This is a genomic window from Pseudonocardia parietis, assembly GCF_017876315.1.
Taxonomy (GTDB): Bacteria; Actinomycetota; Actinomycetes; order Mycobacteriales; family Pseudonocardiaceae; genus Pseudonocardia; species Pseudonocardia parietis.
The window spans coordinates 6095695-6112681 of sequence record NZ_JAGINU010000001.1; the positions used below are offsets into that span (position 1 = coordinate 6095695).

Here is a 16987-nt window from a genome sequence, read left to right on the forward strand (position 1 = left end):
ATCACGGCCCGCAGCCGCAGGAGGCCCGGTGCACGAAGCGGGTCGGCAGCCGGACCGAGCGCGGTGCGGCGCCCGGCGACTCCATGCGCCGCAGCAGCAGCCGCACCGCCTCCCGGCCGATCTCGGCGAACGGCTGCGCGACCACGGTGAGGCGCGGGCTGAACGCGTCGGCCCACGGGAAGTCGTCGAACGCGGCGAGCGCGACGTCGCCGGGGATCCGCAGGCCGGCGTCGTGCGCGGCCTGGACGGCGCCGATCGTCATGGCGTTGTTCCCGGTGATCAGTGCGCCGGGGCGCTGCGCGGTGCCCAGCAGCTCCCCGACGGCGCGGCGGGCCGGCTCGGCCTCGGAGTGCCCCTCGACGACGAGCGAGTAGTCCAGCCCGGCACGACGGAGCCCGAGCCGGTAGCCGTCGAGCCGCTCGTCGGTGGTGGCGAGCCCGGCGTGCCCGGCGACGAACCCGATCCGGGTGTGCCCGGCCGCGGCGAGGTGCTCGACGAGCCCGGCGACCGGCTCGACGTTCTCGGCGCCGACCTCGTCGTGGTCGGCGCCGAGCATCCGGTCGACGAGCACGGTCGGCACCTGCTGGGCGGCGAGCGCCTCGAGCGTGGCCGCCGAGTCGCCGGACGGTGCGAGGAGCACCCCGTCGACGCGGCTGCGCAACCGGGCGACGGCCGTCGCCTCGTAGCCGGGATCGTCGTGCGGGTCGGCGAGCAGCAGGGTGTAGCCGGCCTCGGCGCACTCCTCCTCGACGGCGTGCAGGAGCTCGCCCAGGTACGGGTTGGAGATCGCGGACAGCGCGAGACCGAGCGTCCGGGTCCGGGCGGTGGCCAGCGAACGGGCGGCGGCGTTCGGCGTGTAGCGGACCTGCTCCATCGCGGCGAGCACCTCGCGGCGGGTGCGCTCGCGCACCGGGCGGGTGCCGTTGAGGACGTGCGAGACGGTCGCGGTGGAGACCCCGGCGAGCCGGGCGACCTCGGCCATGGTCGCGATCGCACACCCCCCTGTCACGGAACGGGCACAGACTACAGGCAAGCGGTTGCGCAAGCGGTTGCTCCGCGCATACCGTACTCCCGTCCGCCGATCCACGGTGTTACAGATCACACCGGTCGGGAGAACCTCGACGCCGAGGGGAACAGCCGTGAACCGACTGTCGTACCGATCGGACGCCGCCGGAGAGGACCGGCCCGCATGAGGGCCCGCCGGTCGCGTCCGGTCGTCGTCGCGCTCCTGGCCGTGCTCTCCCTGGCGCTCTCCGGCTGCGCGGGAGCCGGGACCCTGGGCCTGCCCGAGGGCGCCCGGATCGTGACCATCGCGATCGTGTCCAACCCGCAGATGGAGGACGCGATCGAGCTGAGCCCGCGGTTCGAGGCGGAGAACCCGGACATCAAGCTCCGCTTCGTCAGCCTCTCCGAGAACGAGGCCCGGGCGAAGATCACCGCGTCGGTCGCCACCGGCGGTGACGAGTTCGACGCGGTCATGATCAGCAACTACGAGACCCCGCAGTGGGCCCGCAACGGCTGGCTGGTCGATCTCGATCCACTGATGGCGCAGACGCCCGGTTACGACCAGGACGACTTCACGCCCAGCATCCGGAACGCGCTCTCCGGCCCGGACGGCCACATGTACTCGGTGCCGTTCTACGGCGAGTCGGCGTTCCTGATGTACCGCAAGGACCTGTTCGCCCAGGCCGGGCTGACGATGCCGGCGAACCCGACCTGGGAGCAGGTCGCCGGGTTCGCCGACCGGCTCACCGACCGGGAGCAGAACCGGGCCGGGATCTGCCTGCGCGGCAAGCCGGGCTGGGGCGAGGTGATGGCCCCGCTGGGCGCAATGATCAACTCCTTCGGCGGCCGCTGGTACGACGAGCAGTGGAACGCCCAGCTGACCTCGCCCGAGGTCCGCCGGGCCGCGAACTTCTACGTCGACCTGGTCCGCCGGTCCGGCCAGGCCGGCGCCGCCGGCTCCGGGTTCTCCGAGTGCGGCACCCAGTTCAGCCAGGGCAACACCGCGATGTGGTTCGACGCCACCGTCGCCGCGGGCCTGCTGGAGAACCCGGAGGAGTCGCGCGTCGTCGGCGACGTCGGCTACGCCCCCGCCCCGACCGGCGTCGACGGGCTCCCGTCCGGCTGGCTCTACTCGTGGGCGCTGGCCATCCCGCGCACGACCGCGGAGAAGGGGCCCGAGCAGGTCGACGCCACCTGGCGGTTCCTGTCCTGGATGACCTCCAAGCCCTACCAGCGGATGGTCGGCGAGGAGCTGGGCTGGACCTCGGTCCCGCCCGGCGCCCGGAAGTCGACCTACGAGATCCCGGAGTACGTCGAGGCGTCACAGGCCTACGGTCCGCAGACCCAGGCCGCGATCAACGCCGCGGACCAGGACCGGCCGACCCGCGACCCGGTCCCCTACACCGGGCTGCAGTTCGTCGGCATCCCCGAGTTCCAGGACCTCGGGACCCGGGTCAGCCAGCAGATCTCCGCCGCGATCGCCGGCCAGCAGAGTGTCGACGAGGCGCTGGAGCAGGCCCAGAACTACGCCGAGACCGTCGGAGAGAGCTACCAGCAGCAAGGAGCCGACTCGTGACCGCCACGGACACCGAGCCGCAGGCACCGCCCGACCGGCCGGCCGAGCGCGGGAACCAGCGGAAGGAGGGCTGGATCCGCCGGGCGCCGCTGATGCCCGCGCTGGTCTTCACGATCATCGTCACGCAGCTGCCGTTCCTGGTGACGATCTGGTACTCGCTGCAGTCCTGGAACCTGGTCCGCCCCGGCAGCCAGCGGTTCGTCGGGCTGGAGAACTACGTCACCGTCTTCACCGACTCGCAGTTCCGCGGCGTCGCGCTGAACTCGATCATCCTGACCCTGGGCGCGGTGTTCATCGCGATGATCCTGGGGCTGGCGATCGCGCTGCTGCTGAACCGGGCGTTCCTCGGCCGCGGCCTCGTCCGGACGCTGATCATCACGCCGTTCCTGATCACCCCGGTGGCCGGGGCGCTGCTGTGGAAGACCGTGATGTTCGACCCGACCTACGGCCTGGTCAACTTCGTGCTCGGGCCGTTCGGCGCGGGCCAGACCGACTGGGTCTCGACGTTCCCGCGGGCCGCGGTGATCATCGCGCTGGTCTGGCAGTGGACGCCGTTCATGATGCTGCTGATCCTGGCCGGGCTCGGCTCCCAGCCGCAGGAGGTCCTGGAGGCCGCCCGGATGGACGGCGCGAACAGCTTCGCGGTGTTCCGCGAGGTGACCCTGCCCCACCTGCGCCGGTTCATCGAGCTGGGTGTCGTGCTCGGCGCGATCTACCTGGTCAACACGTTCGACACGATCTACATGATGACCCAGGGCGGGCCCGGGACGGCGTCGGCGAACCTGCCCTTCTACATCTACCAGCGGGCGTTCCTGGGCTTCGACATCGGTGAGTCCGCCGCCATGGGCGTGGTCACCGTGGTCGCGACGATCATCGTCGCCACCCTGGCCCTGCGCCTGATCTTCCGCAGCTTCTCCGCCGCCGAGGAGGCGTGATGACGGCCGCCACCAGCGCTGCCACCGGCACCGCGACCACCACCGCACCGAGCCCGCGCCGGACCGGGCGCGGGGCGGGAGCGCTGCTCACGGTGCTCGCCTGGATCGTGGGCATCGGGTTCTTCTTCCCGGTGCTGTGGATGGTGCTCACCGCGTTCAAGACCGAGGCCGACGCCTACACCGACCCGCCGACGCTGTTCTTCGCGCCGACCACGGCCAACTTCGTCGAGGTGTTCGAGGGCGGGGTCGGGCCGTACCTGCTCAACTCGCTGTTCGCGACCGTGGTGTCGACGCTGCTGGTGCTGCTGCTCGGCACCCCGGCCGCGTTCGCGCTGAGCCTGCGCCCGGTGAAGAAGACTCAGGACGTGCTGTTCTTCTTCATCTCGACGAAGATGCTGCCGGTCGTCGCGGCGATCGTCCCGATCTACGTCGTCGTGAACTACCTCGGTGCGCTCGACAACATCTGGACGCTGATCGTCCTCTACACCGCGATGAACCTGCCGATCGCGGTGTGGATGATGCGCTCGTTCTTCCTGGAGGTCCCGCGCGAGCTCCTGGAGGCGGCGAGCATGGACGGCGCCTCGCTCGGCCGCTCGCTGCGCGAGGTCGTGCTGCCGATCGTGTCACCCGGGATGGCCGCCACCGCGCTGATCTGCATGATCTTCAGCTGGAACGAGTTCTTCTTCGCCGTGAACCTGACCGCGTCCCGGGCCGCGACCGTCCCGGTGTACCTGGTCGGGTTCATCACCTCCGAGGGCCTGTACTTCGCCAGCCTGTGCGCCGCCGCCACGGTGGCCGCGCTGCCGGTCGTCATCGCCGGCTGGATCGCGCAGAACAAGCTGGTCCAGGGCCTGTCCTTCGGCGCCGTGAAGTGATGTCCCCCGATCTCGAGATGGGAGCCCGCCGTGGCTGACGTGGTGTTCGACCAGGCGAGCCGGATCTACACCGCGGGCGCGAAGCCCGCGGTCGACCGGCTGGACCTGACCGTCTCCGACGGCGAGTTCGTCGTCCTGGTCGGGCCGTCCGGTTCCGGGAAGTCGACGGCGCTGCGGATGCTGGCCGGGCTCGAGGAGATCGACGGCGGCGCGATCCGGATCGACGGCGAGAACATGGTCGGCGTGCCGCCGAAGGACCGGGACATCGCGATGGTGTTCCAGAACTACGCGCTGTACCCGAACAAGACCGTCGGCGAGAACATCGCGTTCCCGCTGAGGATGGCGGGCGTGGAGAAGTCGGTGCAGGCCGAGAAGGTCCGCGAGGCGGCCGCGATCCTCGGGCTCACCGACTACCTGGACCGCAAGCCGCGCGCGCTGTCCGGCGGTCAGCGCCAGCGGGTCGCGATGGGCCGGGCGATCGTGCGGGAGCCGCGGGTCTTCCTGATGGACGAGCCGCTCTCCAACCTGGACGCCAAGATGCGGGTCTCCACCCGCACCGAGATCGCCTCGCTGCAGCGCAGGCTCGGTGTCACCACCGTCTACGTCACCCACGACCAGGTGGAGGCGATGACGATGGGCGACCGGGTCGCGCTGCTCGCCGACGGGAAGCTGCAGCAGTTCGCCACTCCTGCCGACCTGTACGACCGGCCCGCGAACGCCTTCGTCGCCGGGTTCATCGGCTCGCCCTCGATGAACTTGTTCACCGTGCCGCTGACCGAGCGCGGGGTGCGGCTGGCCGGGCGCGAGGTGGCGCTGCCGCGTGACGTGCGTGCCACGATCGGCGCGCAGCGGATCACCGAGGTGACGCTGGGGATCCGGCCCGAGCAGTGGTCGGTCGGCGCCGGCGGCGGGGAGGGCATCCCGGCCCGGGTCGACGTCGTGGAGGAGCTGGGATCGGACGCCTTCCTCTACGGCGTCCTGGCCGAGGCGACCGGGGACCTGTCCGACCACTCCTCGGCGCTGAGCGGGTCGGGCGAGGACACCGTCGTGGTGCGGACCGCCGGGCGCTCGGGGGTGCGGCGCGGCGACCGGGTCGCCCTGACGCCGTCGGTGGAGGGACTGCACCTGTTCCACCCGGAGTCGGGCGAGCGGCTGTAGCGCGCCGTCAGCCGGGGTGGGAGGCGGCGAGCTGCCCGCAGGCGGCGTCGATCTCCTGGCCCCGGGTGTCCCGGACGGTGCACGCGACGCCTGCCGCGCGCACGCGACGCACGAACTCCTCCTCCACCGGCTTCGGGGAGGCGTCCCACTCGCTGCCCGGCGTCGGGTTCAGCGGGATCAGGTTGACGTGCACCCGGGAGGTGCCGATGTGCTGGCGGAGCACCTTCGCCAGCATGTCGGCCCGCCACGGCTGGTCGTTCACGTCGCGGATCAGGGCGTACTCGATCGAGACCCGGCGCCCGGTGGTGGTGGCGTAACGGCGGCCGGCGTCGAGGACCTCGGCGACCTTCCAGCGGTTGTTGACCGGGACGAGGGTGTCGCGCAGCTCGTCGTCCGGGCAGTGCAGGGAGATCGCGAGGGTGACCGGGACGCCCTCGTCGCGCAGCCGGTCGATCGCCGGGACCAGGCCGACGGTCGACACGGTGACGCCACGGGCGGAGATGCCCAGTCCGTTCGGGGCCGGTTCGGTGATGCGGCGGACCGCGGCGACGACCCGCTTGTAGTTCGCGAGTGGCTCGCCCATCCCCATGAAGACGACGTTCGACAACCGGGTCGGCTCGTCGAGGATGCCGTCGCGGGCCGCGGCGGCGGCGCGGCGCACCTGGTCGACGATCTCGCCCGTCGACAGGTTGCGCTCCAGCCCGCCCTGACCGGTGGCACAGAACGGGCACGCCATCCCGCATCCGGCCTGGCTGGAGATGCAGACGGTCGCCCGGTCCGGGTAGCGCATCAGGACCGACTCGGCCAGCACGCCGTCGTGACCACGCCAGAGCGTCTTGCGGGTGGCGCCGCCGTCGCAGGCCTTCTCGGTCAGCGGGGTGACCAGCGGCGGCAGCAGGGCCGCCAGCTTCTCCCGGGCGTCGGAGCCCAGGTCCGTCATCGCCTCGAGATCGGCGGTGAGGCGCCCGAAGTAGTGCCGGGCCAGCTGGTCGAGCCGGAACTTCGGCAGGCCGAGTTCGGCAGCGGTGGCGGCCCGGTCGGCCGGGTCGAGGTCGGCGAGATGGCGGGGCGGCGTGCCGCGGCGGGGTGCGTCGAAGACGAGCGGAAGGCTGGACATGACGCCTCCAGTGTGCCAGCTCCGCTCAGCACACAGACGTTCGCTCCCGCAAGCTCCGCTCAGCACCGATGTTCGCAGCCGCAAGCTCCGCTCAGCACCGATGTTCGCAGCCGCAAGCTCCGCTCAGCGCCGATGTTCGCAGCCGCAAGCTCCGCTCAGCGGAGCCCCGGCAGCCGCAGGTTGTAGCGGCGCGAGAGGTCCTCCAGGATGCCGAGCCTGCGCATCGCCGCCACCCACAGCACGAGTCCCGCACCCATGCCGATCACCGGTTGCGAGGCCCCGGTGCCCTGCCCCGTCCAGCTCAGCGCCAGGAACGCGCCGAACGCGGAGATCAGCAGCACCAGCGCCCCGGTGGCGACCAGGCTGCGCTCCTCCAGCACGGTGGACGCCTGGATCAGCAGCACGCCGATCAGCGCGGCGGACACCGCGATCGAGAGCTCGCCGTAGCCGACCAGGCTCAGCAGCGAGGGCAGCAGCACGATCCCGGCCACCCCGACGATGATCAGCCGCTGCATCCGGCGCTTGCGCTCGGGGTGCAGGGTCACCGCCATCGCCGCGTTGCGGCGGCGGACGATCCACAGGTACGCGGTCAGGAACAGCCCGAGTGCGACGAGCACGGTGCCGAACCCGCTCGCGAGGCCGCCGGCCCCGACCGTCCAGGCCAGCATGGCGAGGACGATCTCCAGGCTCGGCGCGGGCACACCGAGCGAGGACTGGCGCGTGGTGTACGGCATGGCGTCCACGGTAGCGAGACCGGTCGCCCGCTCGCCGCCACTCCCCCGGGCGCGTCCGGCGGTCGTCGCGCGGGTCCCGCCGACCGGACATCGGACGTCGTGCGACGCTGACCGTGCGCGGGTGGGGGTCGGCGAGCTCCGCCCGTCCCACCACCACACACCGGGTCACGGCCCGGCCCCCCGCGAGGAGCACGATGACACTCCCCGAGAAGACCGTTCCCGTCGACGCGCCCGCCACTGCGGGCCCGCCCTCGATCGGCCGCCGCGCGGTGTTCGCCGGCGCCGGCGTGGCCGCGATCGGCGCGGTCGCCGCGTGCGGGAGCGGCGCCGGCACCACCACCGACGACACCGGTGGGCAGGCGCAGGCCGGTGACGCCCCCGAGGGCGCCCCGGGCACCTCGCTCGGCCCGGCCTCCGAGGTCCCGGTGGGCGGCGGGAAGGTCTACGCCGACGAGCAGATCGTCGTCACCCAGCCGGCGGCCGGGCAGTTCACCGGCCTGTCCGCGATCTGCCCGCACCAGGGCTGTGCGGTCAGCTCGATCACCGACGGCGCGATCCTGTGCCCGTGCCACGGGAGCCGGTTCGCCCTCGACGGCGCGGTCGTCCAGGGCCCCGCGCAGCAGCCCCTCGCCCAGCGCCCGGTGACCGTGGCCGACGGCTCGGTCACCCTCGCGTGACCGGTGCCCCCGCGAGGGGCGCGCCAGAGTAGTTCGATCATGGGCCGGGAGCACTGGTGTGCCCCTCGCGGGGTGCGCCCTACGGCAGGACCAGTCCGGTGGGGCGGCGGCGGGTGTGCAGGCGGTAGCCCACCCGGATCGTGAGGTCCGGGACGTCCGCGATCGCCTTCCGTGCGGTGGCCTTCGAGAACTCGATGCGCAGGACCTCCTCCAGGTCCGCTCGCCCGGCGAAGCGCCAGGTGGAGGCCACCCGGCGCAGCGCGAACCCGTGACCGGCGAAGAACCGGTCGACCGCGGGTGGGTCGTAGCGCGGCAGGTCGGCGCGCAGCCAGGTCCCGTACGGCCGGGACGCGAAGTCGAGGTCGACGACGGCGAGCATCCCGCCGGGGCGCAGCACCCGCTCGGCCTCCGCGAGCCCCGGCTCGCACCCGGGGCCGAAGAAGTACGCGGTGCGGGCATGGACGAGGTCGGCACTCGCGTCCGGCAGCGGGAGCTGCTCGGCACCGCCGGCGTGCACGCTGATCCGGGTGTCGCCGGCACACCGCCGGCGGGCCCGCGCGACCAGCGGCGGGTGCGGTTCGACCCCGGTCACCGACGCGGCGTCCTCGGCGAACCGGCGCAGGTGGAAACCGTCGCCGCAGCCGACGTCGACGACGTCGAGACCGGCCCAGCCACCGGTCTCCTCCCGCAGCGCCGACCAGAGCTCGCCGCCGGCGTCCTGCGCGCGGTTCTCGGTCTCGTAGACCTCGGGCCAGTTCCAGATGTTCGGGCTCGGGATCGCCGGGCCGGACTTCTGCTGTCCGCCGAACCCGGTGTACGTGCGCCTCACGCGACCGGGACGATGATCCCGAGCGCCGCCCAGGCGACGAACGCGGTCGGCAGCAGGGAGTCCAGCCGGTCCATCAGCCCACCGTGCCCGGGCAGCAGCGTGCCCATGTCCTTGATGCCGAGGTCCCGCTTGATGAGCGACTCGACGAGATCGCCGAGCGTGGCGGTGGCGACGAGCAGGGCGCCGACCAGGGTGCCCCAGTACCAGGAGGCATCCAGGAGCAGCGCGACGCACAGCGACCCGGCGACCATGCCGGCCACCAGCGAGCCGGCGAAGCCCTCCCAGGACTTCTTCGGGCTGATCGTGGGGGCCATCGGGTGCCTGCCGGCGACGACGCCGGCCGCGTAGCCGCCGACGTCGGAGGCGATCACGCAGAGCAGGAAGGTCAGCACGCGCCCGACGCCCTGCGACACGACGGTCAGCTGGACGGCGAAGGCGACCAGCAGCGGAACGTAGACGGCGACGAACAGCGACGCGCTCATGTCGCGCACGAAGTGGGCAGCGCCCTCGCGCATCCGCCAGAGCAGGCAGCCCAGCACGGTCGCGGCGAGCGCGATCGCGGCTCCGCGCAGGCCGAACGGCCAGGACAGCCAGACGACGGCCTGCCCGCCCGCCAGCAGGACCGGCAACGAGACCCGGATGTCGGCGCCGCGGCGCAACGCACCCGCGAGCTCCCAGGTCCCGATCGCGGTGACCGCGGCCAGTACCAGGACGAATCCCTCAGAGACGATCAGCAGGCTGACCAGGATCAGTGCGCCCAGCCCGACGCCGACGGCGATCGCCGCGGCGAGGTTGCGGCCCAGCCGGGACCGCTTCGATGTCTTCACCGGAGGTCCGTCACCCGACGTCGCCTTTCCGGCCGGTCCCGAGCGGGGAAGGTCGGAGGTCACGGGGACGGCGGCGTCGGAGGAGGAGGTCACCGGGCGTCAGACCTCGAGCAGTTCGGATTCCTTGTTCTTCACCAGCTCGTCGACCTGCGTGACGTAGCGGTCGGTGACGTTCTGCAGCTCCTTCTCGGCGCGCGCGACCTCGTCCTCGCCGGCCTCGCCGTCGCGCTGGATGCGGTGCAGCTCGTCCATCGCCTTGCGGCGCAGGCCGCGCACGACGACGCGGGCGTCCTCACCCTTGGAGCGGGCGACCTTGACCATGTCACGGCGGCGCTCCTCGGACAGTGCCGGGATGATCACGCGGATGATCTGGCCGTCGTTGCTCGGGTTCACGCCGAGGTCGGACTCGGCGATCGCCTTCTCCATCGCCTTGAGCTGGCTGGCGTCGTACGGCTTGATGACGGCCATCCGCGCCTCCGGGATGGAGACCGACGCGAGCTGGTTCAGCGGGGTCGCGGCGCCGTAGTAGTCGACGACGAGGCGGGAGAACATGTTCGGGGTGGCCCGGCCGGTGCGCACGCCCGTCAGGTCGTCGCGGGCGACCGCAACGGCCTTCTCCATCTTCTCCTCGACGTCGAAGAGGGTTTCCTCGATCACGGTTGCTTCCCCCGGCCTGTCGTACTCGCTGTTGGTCCCGATTCTCTCACCTCCGCACCCGGGCGGCGCGTACCGCACCGCCCGGGACGGAGGTGGGAGATCAGCTCTGGCCGACCTCGAACCGGACGAAGTCCTTGATGGTCACGCCGGCCTCGTCGGCGACGGCCTTCACGGTCTTCTTGCTGTCCTGCACGGAGGTCTGCTCCAGCAGCACGACGTCCTTGTAGAAGCCGTTGATCCGGCCCTCGACGATGCGCGGCAGCACCTGCTCGGGCTTGCCCTCCTCGCGGGCGGTGGCCTCGGCGATGCGCTTCTCGTTCTCGACGACCTCCGCCGGGACCTGCTCGCGAGTGGTGTACTGCGGGCGGATCGCGGCGATGTGCATCGCCAGGCCGCGCGCGACCTCCTCGTCACCGCCCTCGTAGGACAGCACGACGCCGATCTGCGGGGGCAGGTCGGTCGAGCGCTTGTGCAGGTAGACCGCGGTCGGGCCGTCGACCTGGGCGTAGCGCTTCAGCTCGAACTTCTCGCCGATGCGGGCGGAGAGCTCCTGCACGGCCTCGCCGACGGTCTTGTCGCCCAGCTTGGCCTCGGTCAGCGCGGCCAGGTCGGCCGGGCGCTGCTCGACGGCGGCCTTGACGATCTTCTCGGCCAGCGCGATGAAGTCGTCGGACTTGGCGACGAAGTCGGTCTCGCAGTCCAGCTCGACCAGGGTGCCGCCCTCGGCGACGACCAGACCGTTCGCGGTGGCGCGCTCGGCGCGCTTACCGACGTCCTTCGCACCCTTGATGCGCAGGAGCTCCACGGCCTTGTCGAAGTCACCCTCGGACTCCTCGAGGGCCTTCTTGCAGTCCATCATCCCGGAGCCGGTGAGCTCCCGGAGCCGCTTGACGTCGGCGGCGGTGTAGTTCGCCATCTGGTGTCTCGTCCTCTGAGTCGTGACGGGAATGGATCACCGGATCCCGGGAGTGGCCGGGCCGGGGCATGCCCCGGCCCGGCCACTCCGGCGGATCAGCTCTGGGCGCCGTTGCTGGTCGACGCCGGGGCCGTGGTGGCCTCCGCGCCCTCGCCACCGGAGGCGGCGGCCTCGGTGCCGGCGGCGGGCGCGGGGGTCTCCGCGCCGTCGCTACCGGCGGCGGACAGGCTCGCGCCGTCCGAACCGACCTCGTTGCCCGCCAGCACTTCCTGCTCCCACTCGGCGAGCGGCTGCTCGGCGGGGGCCTCACCCTCGCCACGGCGCTGGCCGCGGGCGACCAGACCGTCGGCGGCGGCCTTCGCGATGACCTTGGTCAGCAGCGCCGCGGAACGGATCGCGTCGTCGTTGCCCGGGATCGGGAAGTCGACCTCGTCCGGGTCGCAGTTGGTGTCCAGGATGGAGACGACCGGGATGTTCAGCTTCCGGGCCTCGCCGACGGCGATGTGCTCCTTCTTGGTGTCCACGATCCAGACCGCGGACGGGACCTTGGACATGTCGCGAATACCGCCGAGGGTCTTCTCGAGCTTGTCCTTCTCCCGGGTGAGCGTGAGGATCTCGCGCTTGGTGCGCCCCTCGAACCCGCCGGTCTGCTCCATCGCCTCGAGCTCCTTGAGGCGCTGCAGCCGCTTGTGCACGGTCTGGAAGTTCGTGAGCATGCCGCCCAGCCAGCGCTGGTTCACGTACGGCATGTTGACCCGGCCGGCCTCGTCGGCGATGGCCTCCTGGGCCTGCTTCTTGGTGCCGACGAACATGATCGTCCCGCCGTGCGCGACGGTCTCGCGCACGAACTCGTAGGCGCGGTCGATGTACGACAGCGTCTGCTGGAGGTCAATGATGTAGATGCCGTTGCGCTCGGTGAGGATGTAGCGCTTCATCTTCGGGTTCCAGCGACGGGTCTGGTGCCCGAAGTGCACGCCGCTGTCGAGCAGCTGCTTCATGGTGACGACGGCCATGGCCTGCGTTCACCTCTCGATCGGGCGCGGCGGAGGCCGCGCGTGCGGTTGTCGCGGGCCCACCGGTCGGTGGACCGCCCTGGCGCCCGCCACGGAGCCGGACCCGTTCCCCGTACCGCTGTCGGGCGACTGCTCGACGACGGCGGGTTCGCGGGACCGCCCGGCCTCCGTTCCCGGCGCCGTACCCTGCAGGGGACGGCGGACCGGGCACGCGGACGCGCGAAGTCACCACGACGGATCGTGGTGCGCTACCAGTGTACGCCGGGGCCCTCCTGCCGGCCGCAGCGGAGCCCGCCGCCGGGGGCGGCCGTCCACAAGTGCCGGATCCGTCCACAACGTCGCAGGTCAGCCGCCCGAGCGAGCGGTCGTGGCCCAGGCTCGGCAGATGCCGACGACCCCGTCCACCCTGCGCGCGTCCCGCCGCCGGGCGCTGACGGCACTACCCGGCATGGGCCTCCTGCGTCGAGCCGCCGATCCGGGTCGCCCGTCGCGTGCCCCGTCGGCGGCGCGATCCCCTGCAGATGGCGCGCGCCAGGTCGATGGCCGGTACCGGCGGCACCACCGGACCGCGTCGGTGCGGCGGTATGGCCACCCGGGCCGACGACGGACCGCTCGGTGGTCACTCCGTAGCCGGTGGCGCCGGTGTGCTCGAGCGGCGACTGCGACGGCTGCGACGGCTGCGACGGCCCGGACTCCGGCCCGGGCGGCGGCTGCGACGGCCCGGGCTCCGGCGGGCGTTCGGCGGCGTTCGGTGCTCCGGGCGGCCCTGCGGGGGGTGACGATCGCGCTGGCGGTGATCGTGATGCTGCTGGCGGTAGCGACTCCGTGGGCCGCGCGAGCGGATCCGGCATCGGCCGGCCCGGTCGTCCCGCCGCCGCGGCCACCGGGTGCGGGCGTTCCGGCGCCCGGGGCGCAGTACTCCTGGCCGCTGGTCCCGACCCCCGCGGTGACCGGCGCGTTCCGGAAGCCGACGTTCCGGTACGGCCGCGGCCACCGCGGCGCCGATCTGGCGGGCGCGCCGGGGCAGGCGGTGCTCGCCGCCCGGGAGGGCGTGGTGGCGTTCGCCGGACCGGTCGCCGGCCGCGGCGTCGTCTCGGTGGACCATCCGGACGGCCTGCGCAGCACCTACGAGCCGGTCGCGGCGGCCGTCGTCGCCGGGGCGCGGGTCGCGGCGGGCGACCCGATCGGCGTCCTGGACCCGGGGCACGCCGGGTGCCCCGTGGCCGCGTGCCTGCACTGGGGTGTGCGGCGGGACCGGCTCGACCACCTCGACCCGCTGGTCCTGCTGCGCCCGCCGCGGATGCGGCTGCTGCCGTGGGAGGGCGCGCCGTCCTGAGCCGGTCACCGGCAGGAGCGGTCGGTGCCGATCGGTGCCATATGGCACCGATCCGCACACACCTGGCGATCACGCAGTCCCGATTCCGGCCCTCAGCCGGCGAGCGCGGGTTTCATCCGGACACGCAGCCGTGTGATCATCCGGGAGTGCAGCTGGCAGACCCGGGACTCGGTCACGCCGAGGAGCATGCCGATCTCGGCGAGGGTGTGGTCCTCGAGGTAGTAGAGCCGTAGCACCGTCCGGTCCCGCTCGCCGAGCTGCGCGATCGCGGCCCGGAGCTCGCCGCCGGTCTCCCGCCGGGCGGCGGCGAGGACCGGGTCGTCGGCCTCGTCGGCGACGAGCGCGGCGAGCCCGCTCCGGGCCGGCGCCACCATCTCGCCGAGGTCCTCGACGCTGACCAGGTGCATCGGCCGGCCTGCCAGACGGAGCTCCCGCAGGCCGACGCCGAGTTCGGCGGCGAGCTCCCGGTCGGTGGCGGGGCGGCCGGTCCTCGACTGCACCGCCTCACGCGCCCGCTCGACCTCCCGGATCCGGGCCCGCACGGTGCGCGGCACCCAGTCCTGGGCGCGCAGCTCGTCGAGCATCGCCCCGCGGACCCGCTGGGCGGCGTAGCCCTCGAACCGCACCTCCCGGACGGGGTCGAACCGGTCGACGGCCTCCATCAGCCCGAAGGTTCCGGACTGCACCAGGTCCGACAGCTCGATGGAGGAGGGCAACCGGACGGCCAGCTTCGAACCGACCCCGCGGACCAGCGGGAGGTGGTGCTCGACCAGCCGGCGGCGGGACCCCGCGTCCCGGCCCTCGAGGAACTCCCGCCACAGCGGGACCGCGGCCGGCTCGACGGTCTCGATCAGGTGATCACGAACGGCCCCGGGCGTGTCGTCCGCCGCCCGGCCGGAACCCGGGACCGGAACCGTGCGCCCGGCCCCGGATCCGGACCGGGGACGGCCGGCCTCCCGGTGGGCCGCTGCGATGCCGATCGGCGCCGGGGTGTCGTCGGCCGGTCGTAGCGGGACCGCCGCGCGCCCGGCCGGTGGGGGCCCCACGAGGCCGTGCGCTGCCCGGTCGAGGGCCGAGGCCAGGACGACGGGGAACGGGGCGGGCCGCTCGCGAGCCGGGCGGAGGCCTTCACGCCCGAGGATGGGCCTGGTCATGAACCACCTTCAGCCGATCAACGGTCACGTGTGTGTAGAGCTGGGTCGTTGACAGCGTAGCGTGACCGAGCAACTCCTGTACGTAACGGAGATCCGCTCCGCCTTCGAGCAGATGCGTGGCGGCGGCATGGCGGAGCCCGTGCGGTCCGACGTCGGTCGCGCCCGGCACGGCCCGCATCGCGCGATGCACGACGGTACGGGCGACGCGTGGGTCGAGCCGCCCGCCCCGGACACCGAGCAGCAGCGCCGCCGGGGACGCGGGCGTCGCGATGGCAGGCCTGCCGTGGTCGAGCCACCGCCGCAGTGCTCGCCCGGCGGGCACACCGAACACCACGGTGCGTTCCCGGTCGCCCTTGCCCCGGACCCGCAGCGTCCGGCCGGGTTCGTCGACCTGGTGCAGGTCCAGGCCGCACAGCTCGGCGACCCGGATCCCGGTGCCGTAGAGCAGCTCGAGCACCAACAGGTCGCGCAGCGCTTCCGGATCGTCCTCGTTCGCCCCCGCGATCACCGCGTCCAGGACGGCGGCGGTCTCGTCCGCCGCCGGGACATCCGGGAGGACCGTGGCGGCCCGCGGGGAACCGAGCCGAGCGGCCGGGTCGTGGTCGAGCCGCCCGGTACGGACCGCCCACGCGCAGAACGTGCGGGCGGCAGCCGTGCGGCGGGCGACGGTGGCCCGCCCGGCCCCGGCGGAGTGGGTGGCCGTGAGCCGCCGGCGCAGATGGTCGAGGTCCAGCGCGGTGATCCCGGACAGCCCGCTGAGCAGGTCGGCGAGGTCGGAGCGGTAGGCCCGCACCGTGTGCGGCGACCGACCACGCTCGTGCCGCAGGTGGGCGGTGAAGGCCTCCAGCGCCGCCGCGACGTCCGGCGTGAGGTCGTGGTCCGGAGCGCTCGCCATGGCAGAACCGTCCGCCGCGGGCGGGGCCCGGTCAAGGACCGCCCCGGCGCGCCGGGCGTTGCCAGAGCCCCTGGTGGTACTCGGCGAGTCCACGCTCCTCCAGCTCGGTCAGCGCCGCCCGGACCCCGTCGGCTGCGACGCCGGCGGCCTCCCCGATCCGGGCGGGCGGCCACGCAGCGCGGGCCGGCAGGGCGTCGTGCACGGCGAGGGTCGCCGCGGCGAGGCCGTCGGTGGGTCGGCGCTCCCCCGCCGGAGGCACGGCGAGATCGACCCCGAGCCGGCCGACCGTCTCCAGGACGTCTTCCGGCCGGCCCACCAGCTGGGCCTGCCCGCTCCGGACGAGTTCGTGGCAGCCGACCGACAGCGCCGAGGTGACCGGCCCCGGCACCGCCATGACCGGGCGGCCGAGCGCGGCCGAGTCCGCGGCCGTGCGGCGCGACCCGCTGCGCGCGCCCGCCTCCACGACCAGGCATCCCGCTCCCAGCGCCGCGAGCAGCCGGTTCCGGACCAGGAAGCGCAAGCGGCCCGGGACGGTCCCCGGCGGGTACTCGCTGAGCACCAGCCCGGTCGCGGCGATCCGCTCGATCAGGCCGGTGTGCGCCGCCGGGTAGGCCCGGTCCGGGCCGCATGCCAGCACGGCGACCGTCGGCGCCCCGACCGCGAGCGCGCCGCGGTGCGCGGCCGCGTCGATGCCGAACGCGGCCCCCGAGAACACCGTCACCCCGCGCCGGGCGAGCGCGGACGCGAACTCCGCGGTGGCGTGCAGCCCGTACCGGGTCGCCGCGCGCGACCCGACGACGGTGACCGACCGGTCCGCCAGGACCGAGACGTCACCGGGGCCGCGGGCCCACAGGGCGACCGGCGGCGCCAGCTGCCCGCTCTCCGCGGTCGTGAACGCCGCGAACGGCCAGACCGGCCACTGCGGGTCCTCCGGCACCAGCAGCCGGGCCCCGGCGGCCGCGGCGGCCTCGAGATCGGCGGTGCTGTGATCGGTGCCGCGCCGGGCTGTCGCGGCGCGCAGGAGCGCGTCGGGCACCGCGCCCCGGCGCAGCCGGTCCGCGGCCTCGACCGGCCCGTACTCCTCGATCAGCCGGACCAGCCGCCGGTTGGGCGGTTCCACACTGCGCAGCAGGTATGCCCGCGCCCGGAGGATCTCCTCGGGTACCGCGGAGCCGCCTGCGGCCCCCGGATCCGGCGGGCCGGTCGCCGCCGGTCCGACAGTCACCGGTCCGACCCTCACCGGTCCGGCCCTCACCGGTCCGGCCGTCACCGGTTCGGCACCG

The 16987-nt window shown here is 73.4% G+C and carries 17 protein-coding genes; 6 read left to right on the forward strand and 11 right to left on the reverse strand.

Features of this window, described 5'->3' with window-relative positions:
- Position 1: 1 nt before the first annotated feature.
- Positions 2 to 982 (reverse strand): LacI family DNA-binding transcriptional regulator, encoded by a 981-nt coding sequence (locus JOF36_RS28580; RefSeq protein WP_210033064.1) that lies wholly within the window; start codon positions 980 to 982, stop codon positions 2 to 4.
- Between the two features lie 207 nt (positions 983 to 1189).
- Here JOF36_RS28580 and JOF36_RS28585 point away from each other — a divergent pair, with 207 nt between their 5' ends.
- Genes JOF36_RS28585 through JOF36_RS28600 form a run of 4 tightly spaced genes read left to right on the forward strand, consistent with a single transcriptional unit; the run spans position 1190 to position 5549 of the window.
- A complete protein-coding gene (locus tag JOF36_RS28585) occupies positions 1190 to 2581 on the forward strand; it encodes an ABC transporter substrate-binding protein (protein WP_210033065.1) in 1392 nt (463 codons plus the stop codon).
- Positions 2578 to 3516, forward strand: coding sequence for a carbohydrate ABC transporter permease (locus JOF36_RS28590; RefSeq protein ID WP_210033066.1), 939 nt, complete (start codon positions 2578 to 2580; stop codon positions 3514 to 3516). The genes JOF36_RS28585 and JOF36_RS28590 overlap by 4 nt, the downstream gene beginning before the upstream one ends.
- Entirely contained in the window at positions 3516 to 4391 is an 876-nt protein-coding gene (locus JOF36_RS28595) for a carbohydrate ABC transporter permease (RefSeq protein ID WP_210033068.1), read from the forward strand. Before JOF36_RS28590 ends, JOF36_RS28595 begins: the two co-directional genes overlap by 1 nt.
- A gap of 30 nt (positions 4392 to 4421) precedes the next feature.
- The gene (locus JOF36_RS28600) at positions 4422 to 5549 is read left to right on the forward strand and encodes an ABC transporter ATP-binding protein (protein ID WP_210033070.1); all 1128 of its coding nucleotides are present in this window, start codon (positions 4422 to 4424) and stop codon (positions 5547 to 5549) included.
- 7 nt (positions 5550 to 5556) lie between these two features.
- On the opposite strand, the gene rlmN is transcribed toward JOF36_RS28600, so the two are convergent.
- Positions 5557 to 6666, reverse strand: coding sequence for a dual-specificity RNA methyltransferase RlmN (gene rlmN / locus JOF36_RS28605; protein ID WP_210033072.1), 1110 nt, complete (start codon positions 6664 to 6666; stop codon positions 5557 to 5559).
- A 155-nt stretch (positions 6667 to 6821) separates the two neighbouring features.
- Complete coding sequence (locus JOF36_RS28610; RefSeq protein WP_210033073.1) at positions 6822 to 7400, reverse strand: hypothetical protein; 579 nt, start codon at positions 7398 to 7400, stop codon at positions 6822 to 6824.
- Positions 7401 to 7594: 194 nt separating this feature from the next.
- Here JOF36_RS28610 and JOF36_RS28615 point away from each other — a divergent pair, with 194 nt between their 5' ends.
- Positions 7595 to 8077: a Rieske (2Fe-2S) protein gene (locus JOF36_RS28615; RefSeq protein ID WP_210033074.1), complete on the forward strand. Its 483-nt coding sequence runs from the start codon at positions 7595 to 7597 to the stop codon at positions 8075 to 8077.
- Between the two features lie 79 nt (positions 8078 to 8156).
- Here the strand turns inward: JOF36_RS28615 and JOF36_RS28620 are convergent, their stop codons facing one another.
- The 5 genes from JOF36_RS28620 to rpsB form a co-directional block, all read right to left on the reverse strand.
- Positions 8157 to 8906, reverse strand: a complete 750-nt coding sequence (locus JOF36_RS28620; protein ID WP_210033075.1) for a class I SAM-dependent methyltransferase — start codon at positions 8904 to 8906, stop codon at positions 8157 to 8159.
- On the reverse strand, positions 8903 to 9733 hold the full coding sequence (locus JOF36_RS28625; protein WP_307862636.1) for a phosphatidate cytidylyltransferase: 831 nt from the start codon (positions 9731 to 9733) through the stop codon (positions 8903 to 8905). Before JOF36_RS28625 ends, JOF36_RS28620 begins: the two co-directional genes overlap by 4 nt.
- 99 nt (positions 9734 to 9832) lie before the next feature.
- Positions 9833 to 10390 carry a ribosome recycling factor gene (frr, locus tag JOF36_RS28630; protein WP_210033078.1) on the reverse strand — a complete coding sequence of 186 codons (558 nt, stop codon included), beginning with the start codon at positions 10388 to 10390 and terminating at the stop codon, positions 9833 to 9835.
- A gap of 100 nt (positions 10391 to 10490) precedes the next feature.
- Positions 10491 to 11306, reverse strand: coding sequence for a translation elongation factor Ts (gene tsf, locus JOF36_RS28635; RefSeq protein WP_210033080.1), 816 nt, complete (start codon positions 11304 to 11306; stop codon positions 10491 to 10493).
- A gap of 95 nt (positions 11307 to 11401) precedes the next feature.
- Positions 11402 to 12319 (reverse strand): 30S ribosomal protein S2, encoded by a 918-nt coding sequence (gene rpsB / locus JOF36_RS28640; protein ID WP_210033082.1) that lies wholly within the window; start codon positions 12317 to 12319, stop codon positions 11402 to 11404.
- A gap of 775 nt (positions 12320 to 13094) precedes the next feature.
- On the opposite strand from rpsB, the gene JOF36_RS28645 reads away from it, so the two are divergent.
- Positions 13095 to 13655 (forward strand): M23 family metallopeptidase, encoded by a 561-nt coding sequence (locus JOF36_RS28645; RefSeq protein ID WP_307862637.1) that lies wholly within the window; start codon positions 13095 to 13097, stop codon positions 13653 to 13655.
- A 92-nt stretch (positions 13656 to 13747) separates the two neighbouring features.
- Here the strand turns inward: JOF36_RS28645 and JOF36_RS28650 are convergent, their stop codons facing one another.
- Genes JOF36_RS28650 through dprA form a run of 3 tightly spaced genes read right to left on the reverse strand, consistent with a single transcriptional unit; the run spans position 13748 to position 16929 of the window.
- Complete coding sequence (locus JOF36_RS28650) at positions 13748 to 14809, reverse strand: FliA/WhiG family RNA polymerase sigma factor (protein WP_210033085.1); 1062 nt, start codon at positions 14807 to 14809, stop codon at positions 13748 to 13750.
- The gene (locus JOF36_RS28655) at positions 14784 to 15704 is read right to left on the reverse strand and encodes a tyrosine recombinase XerC (protein ID WP_210033091.1); all 921 of its coding nucleotides are present in this window, start codon (positions 15702 to 15704) and stop codon (positions 14784 to 14786) included. Before JOF36_RS28655 ends, JOF36_RS28650 begins: the two co-directional genes overlap by 26 nt.
- A gap of 31 nt (positions 15705 to 15735) precedes the next feature.
- Entirely contained in the window at positions 15736 to 16929 is a 1194-nt protein-coding gene (dprA, locus tag JOF36_RS28660; RefSeq protein ID WP_307862638.1) for a DNA-processing protein DprA, read from the reverse strand.
- Between the last annotated feature and the right edge of the window lie 58 nt (positions 16930 to 16987).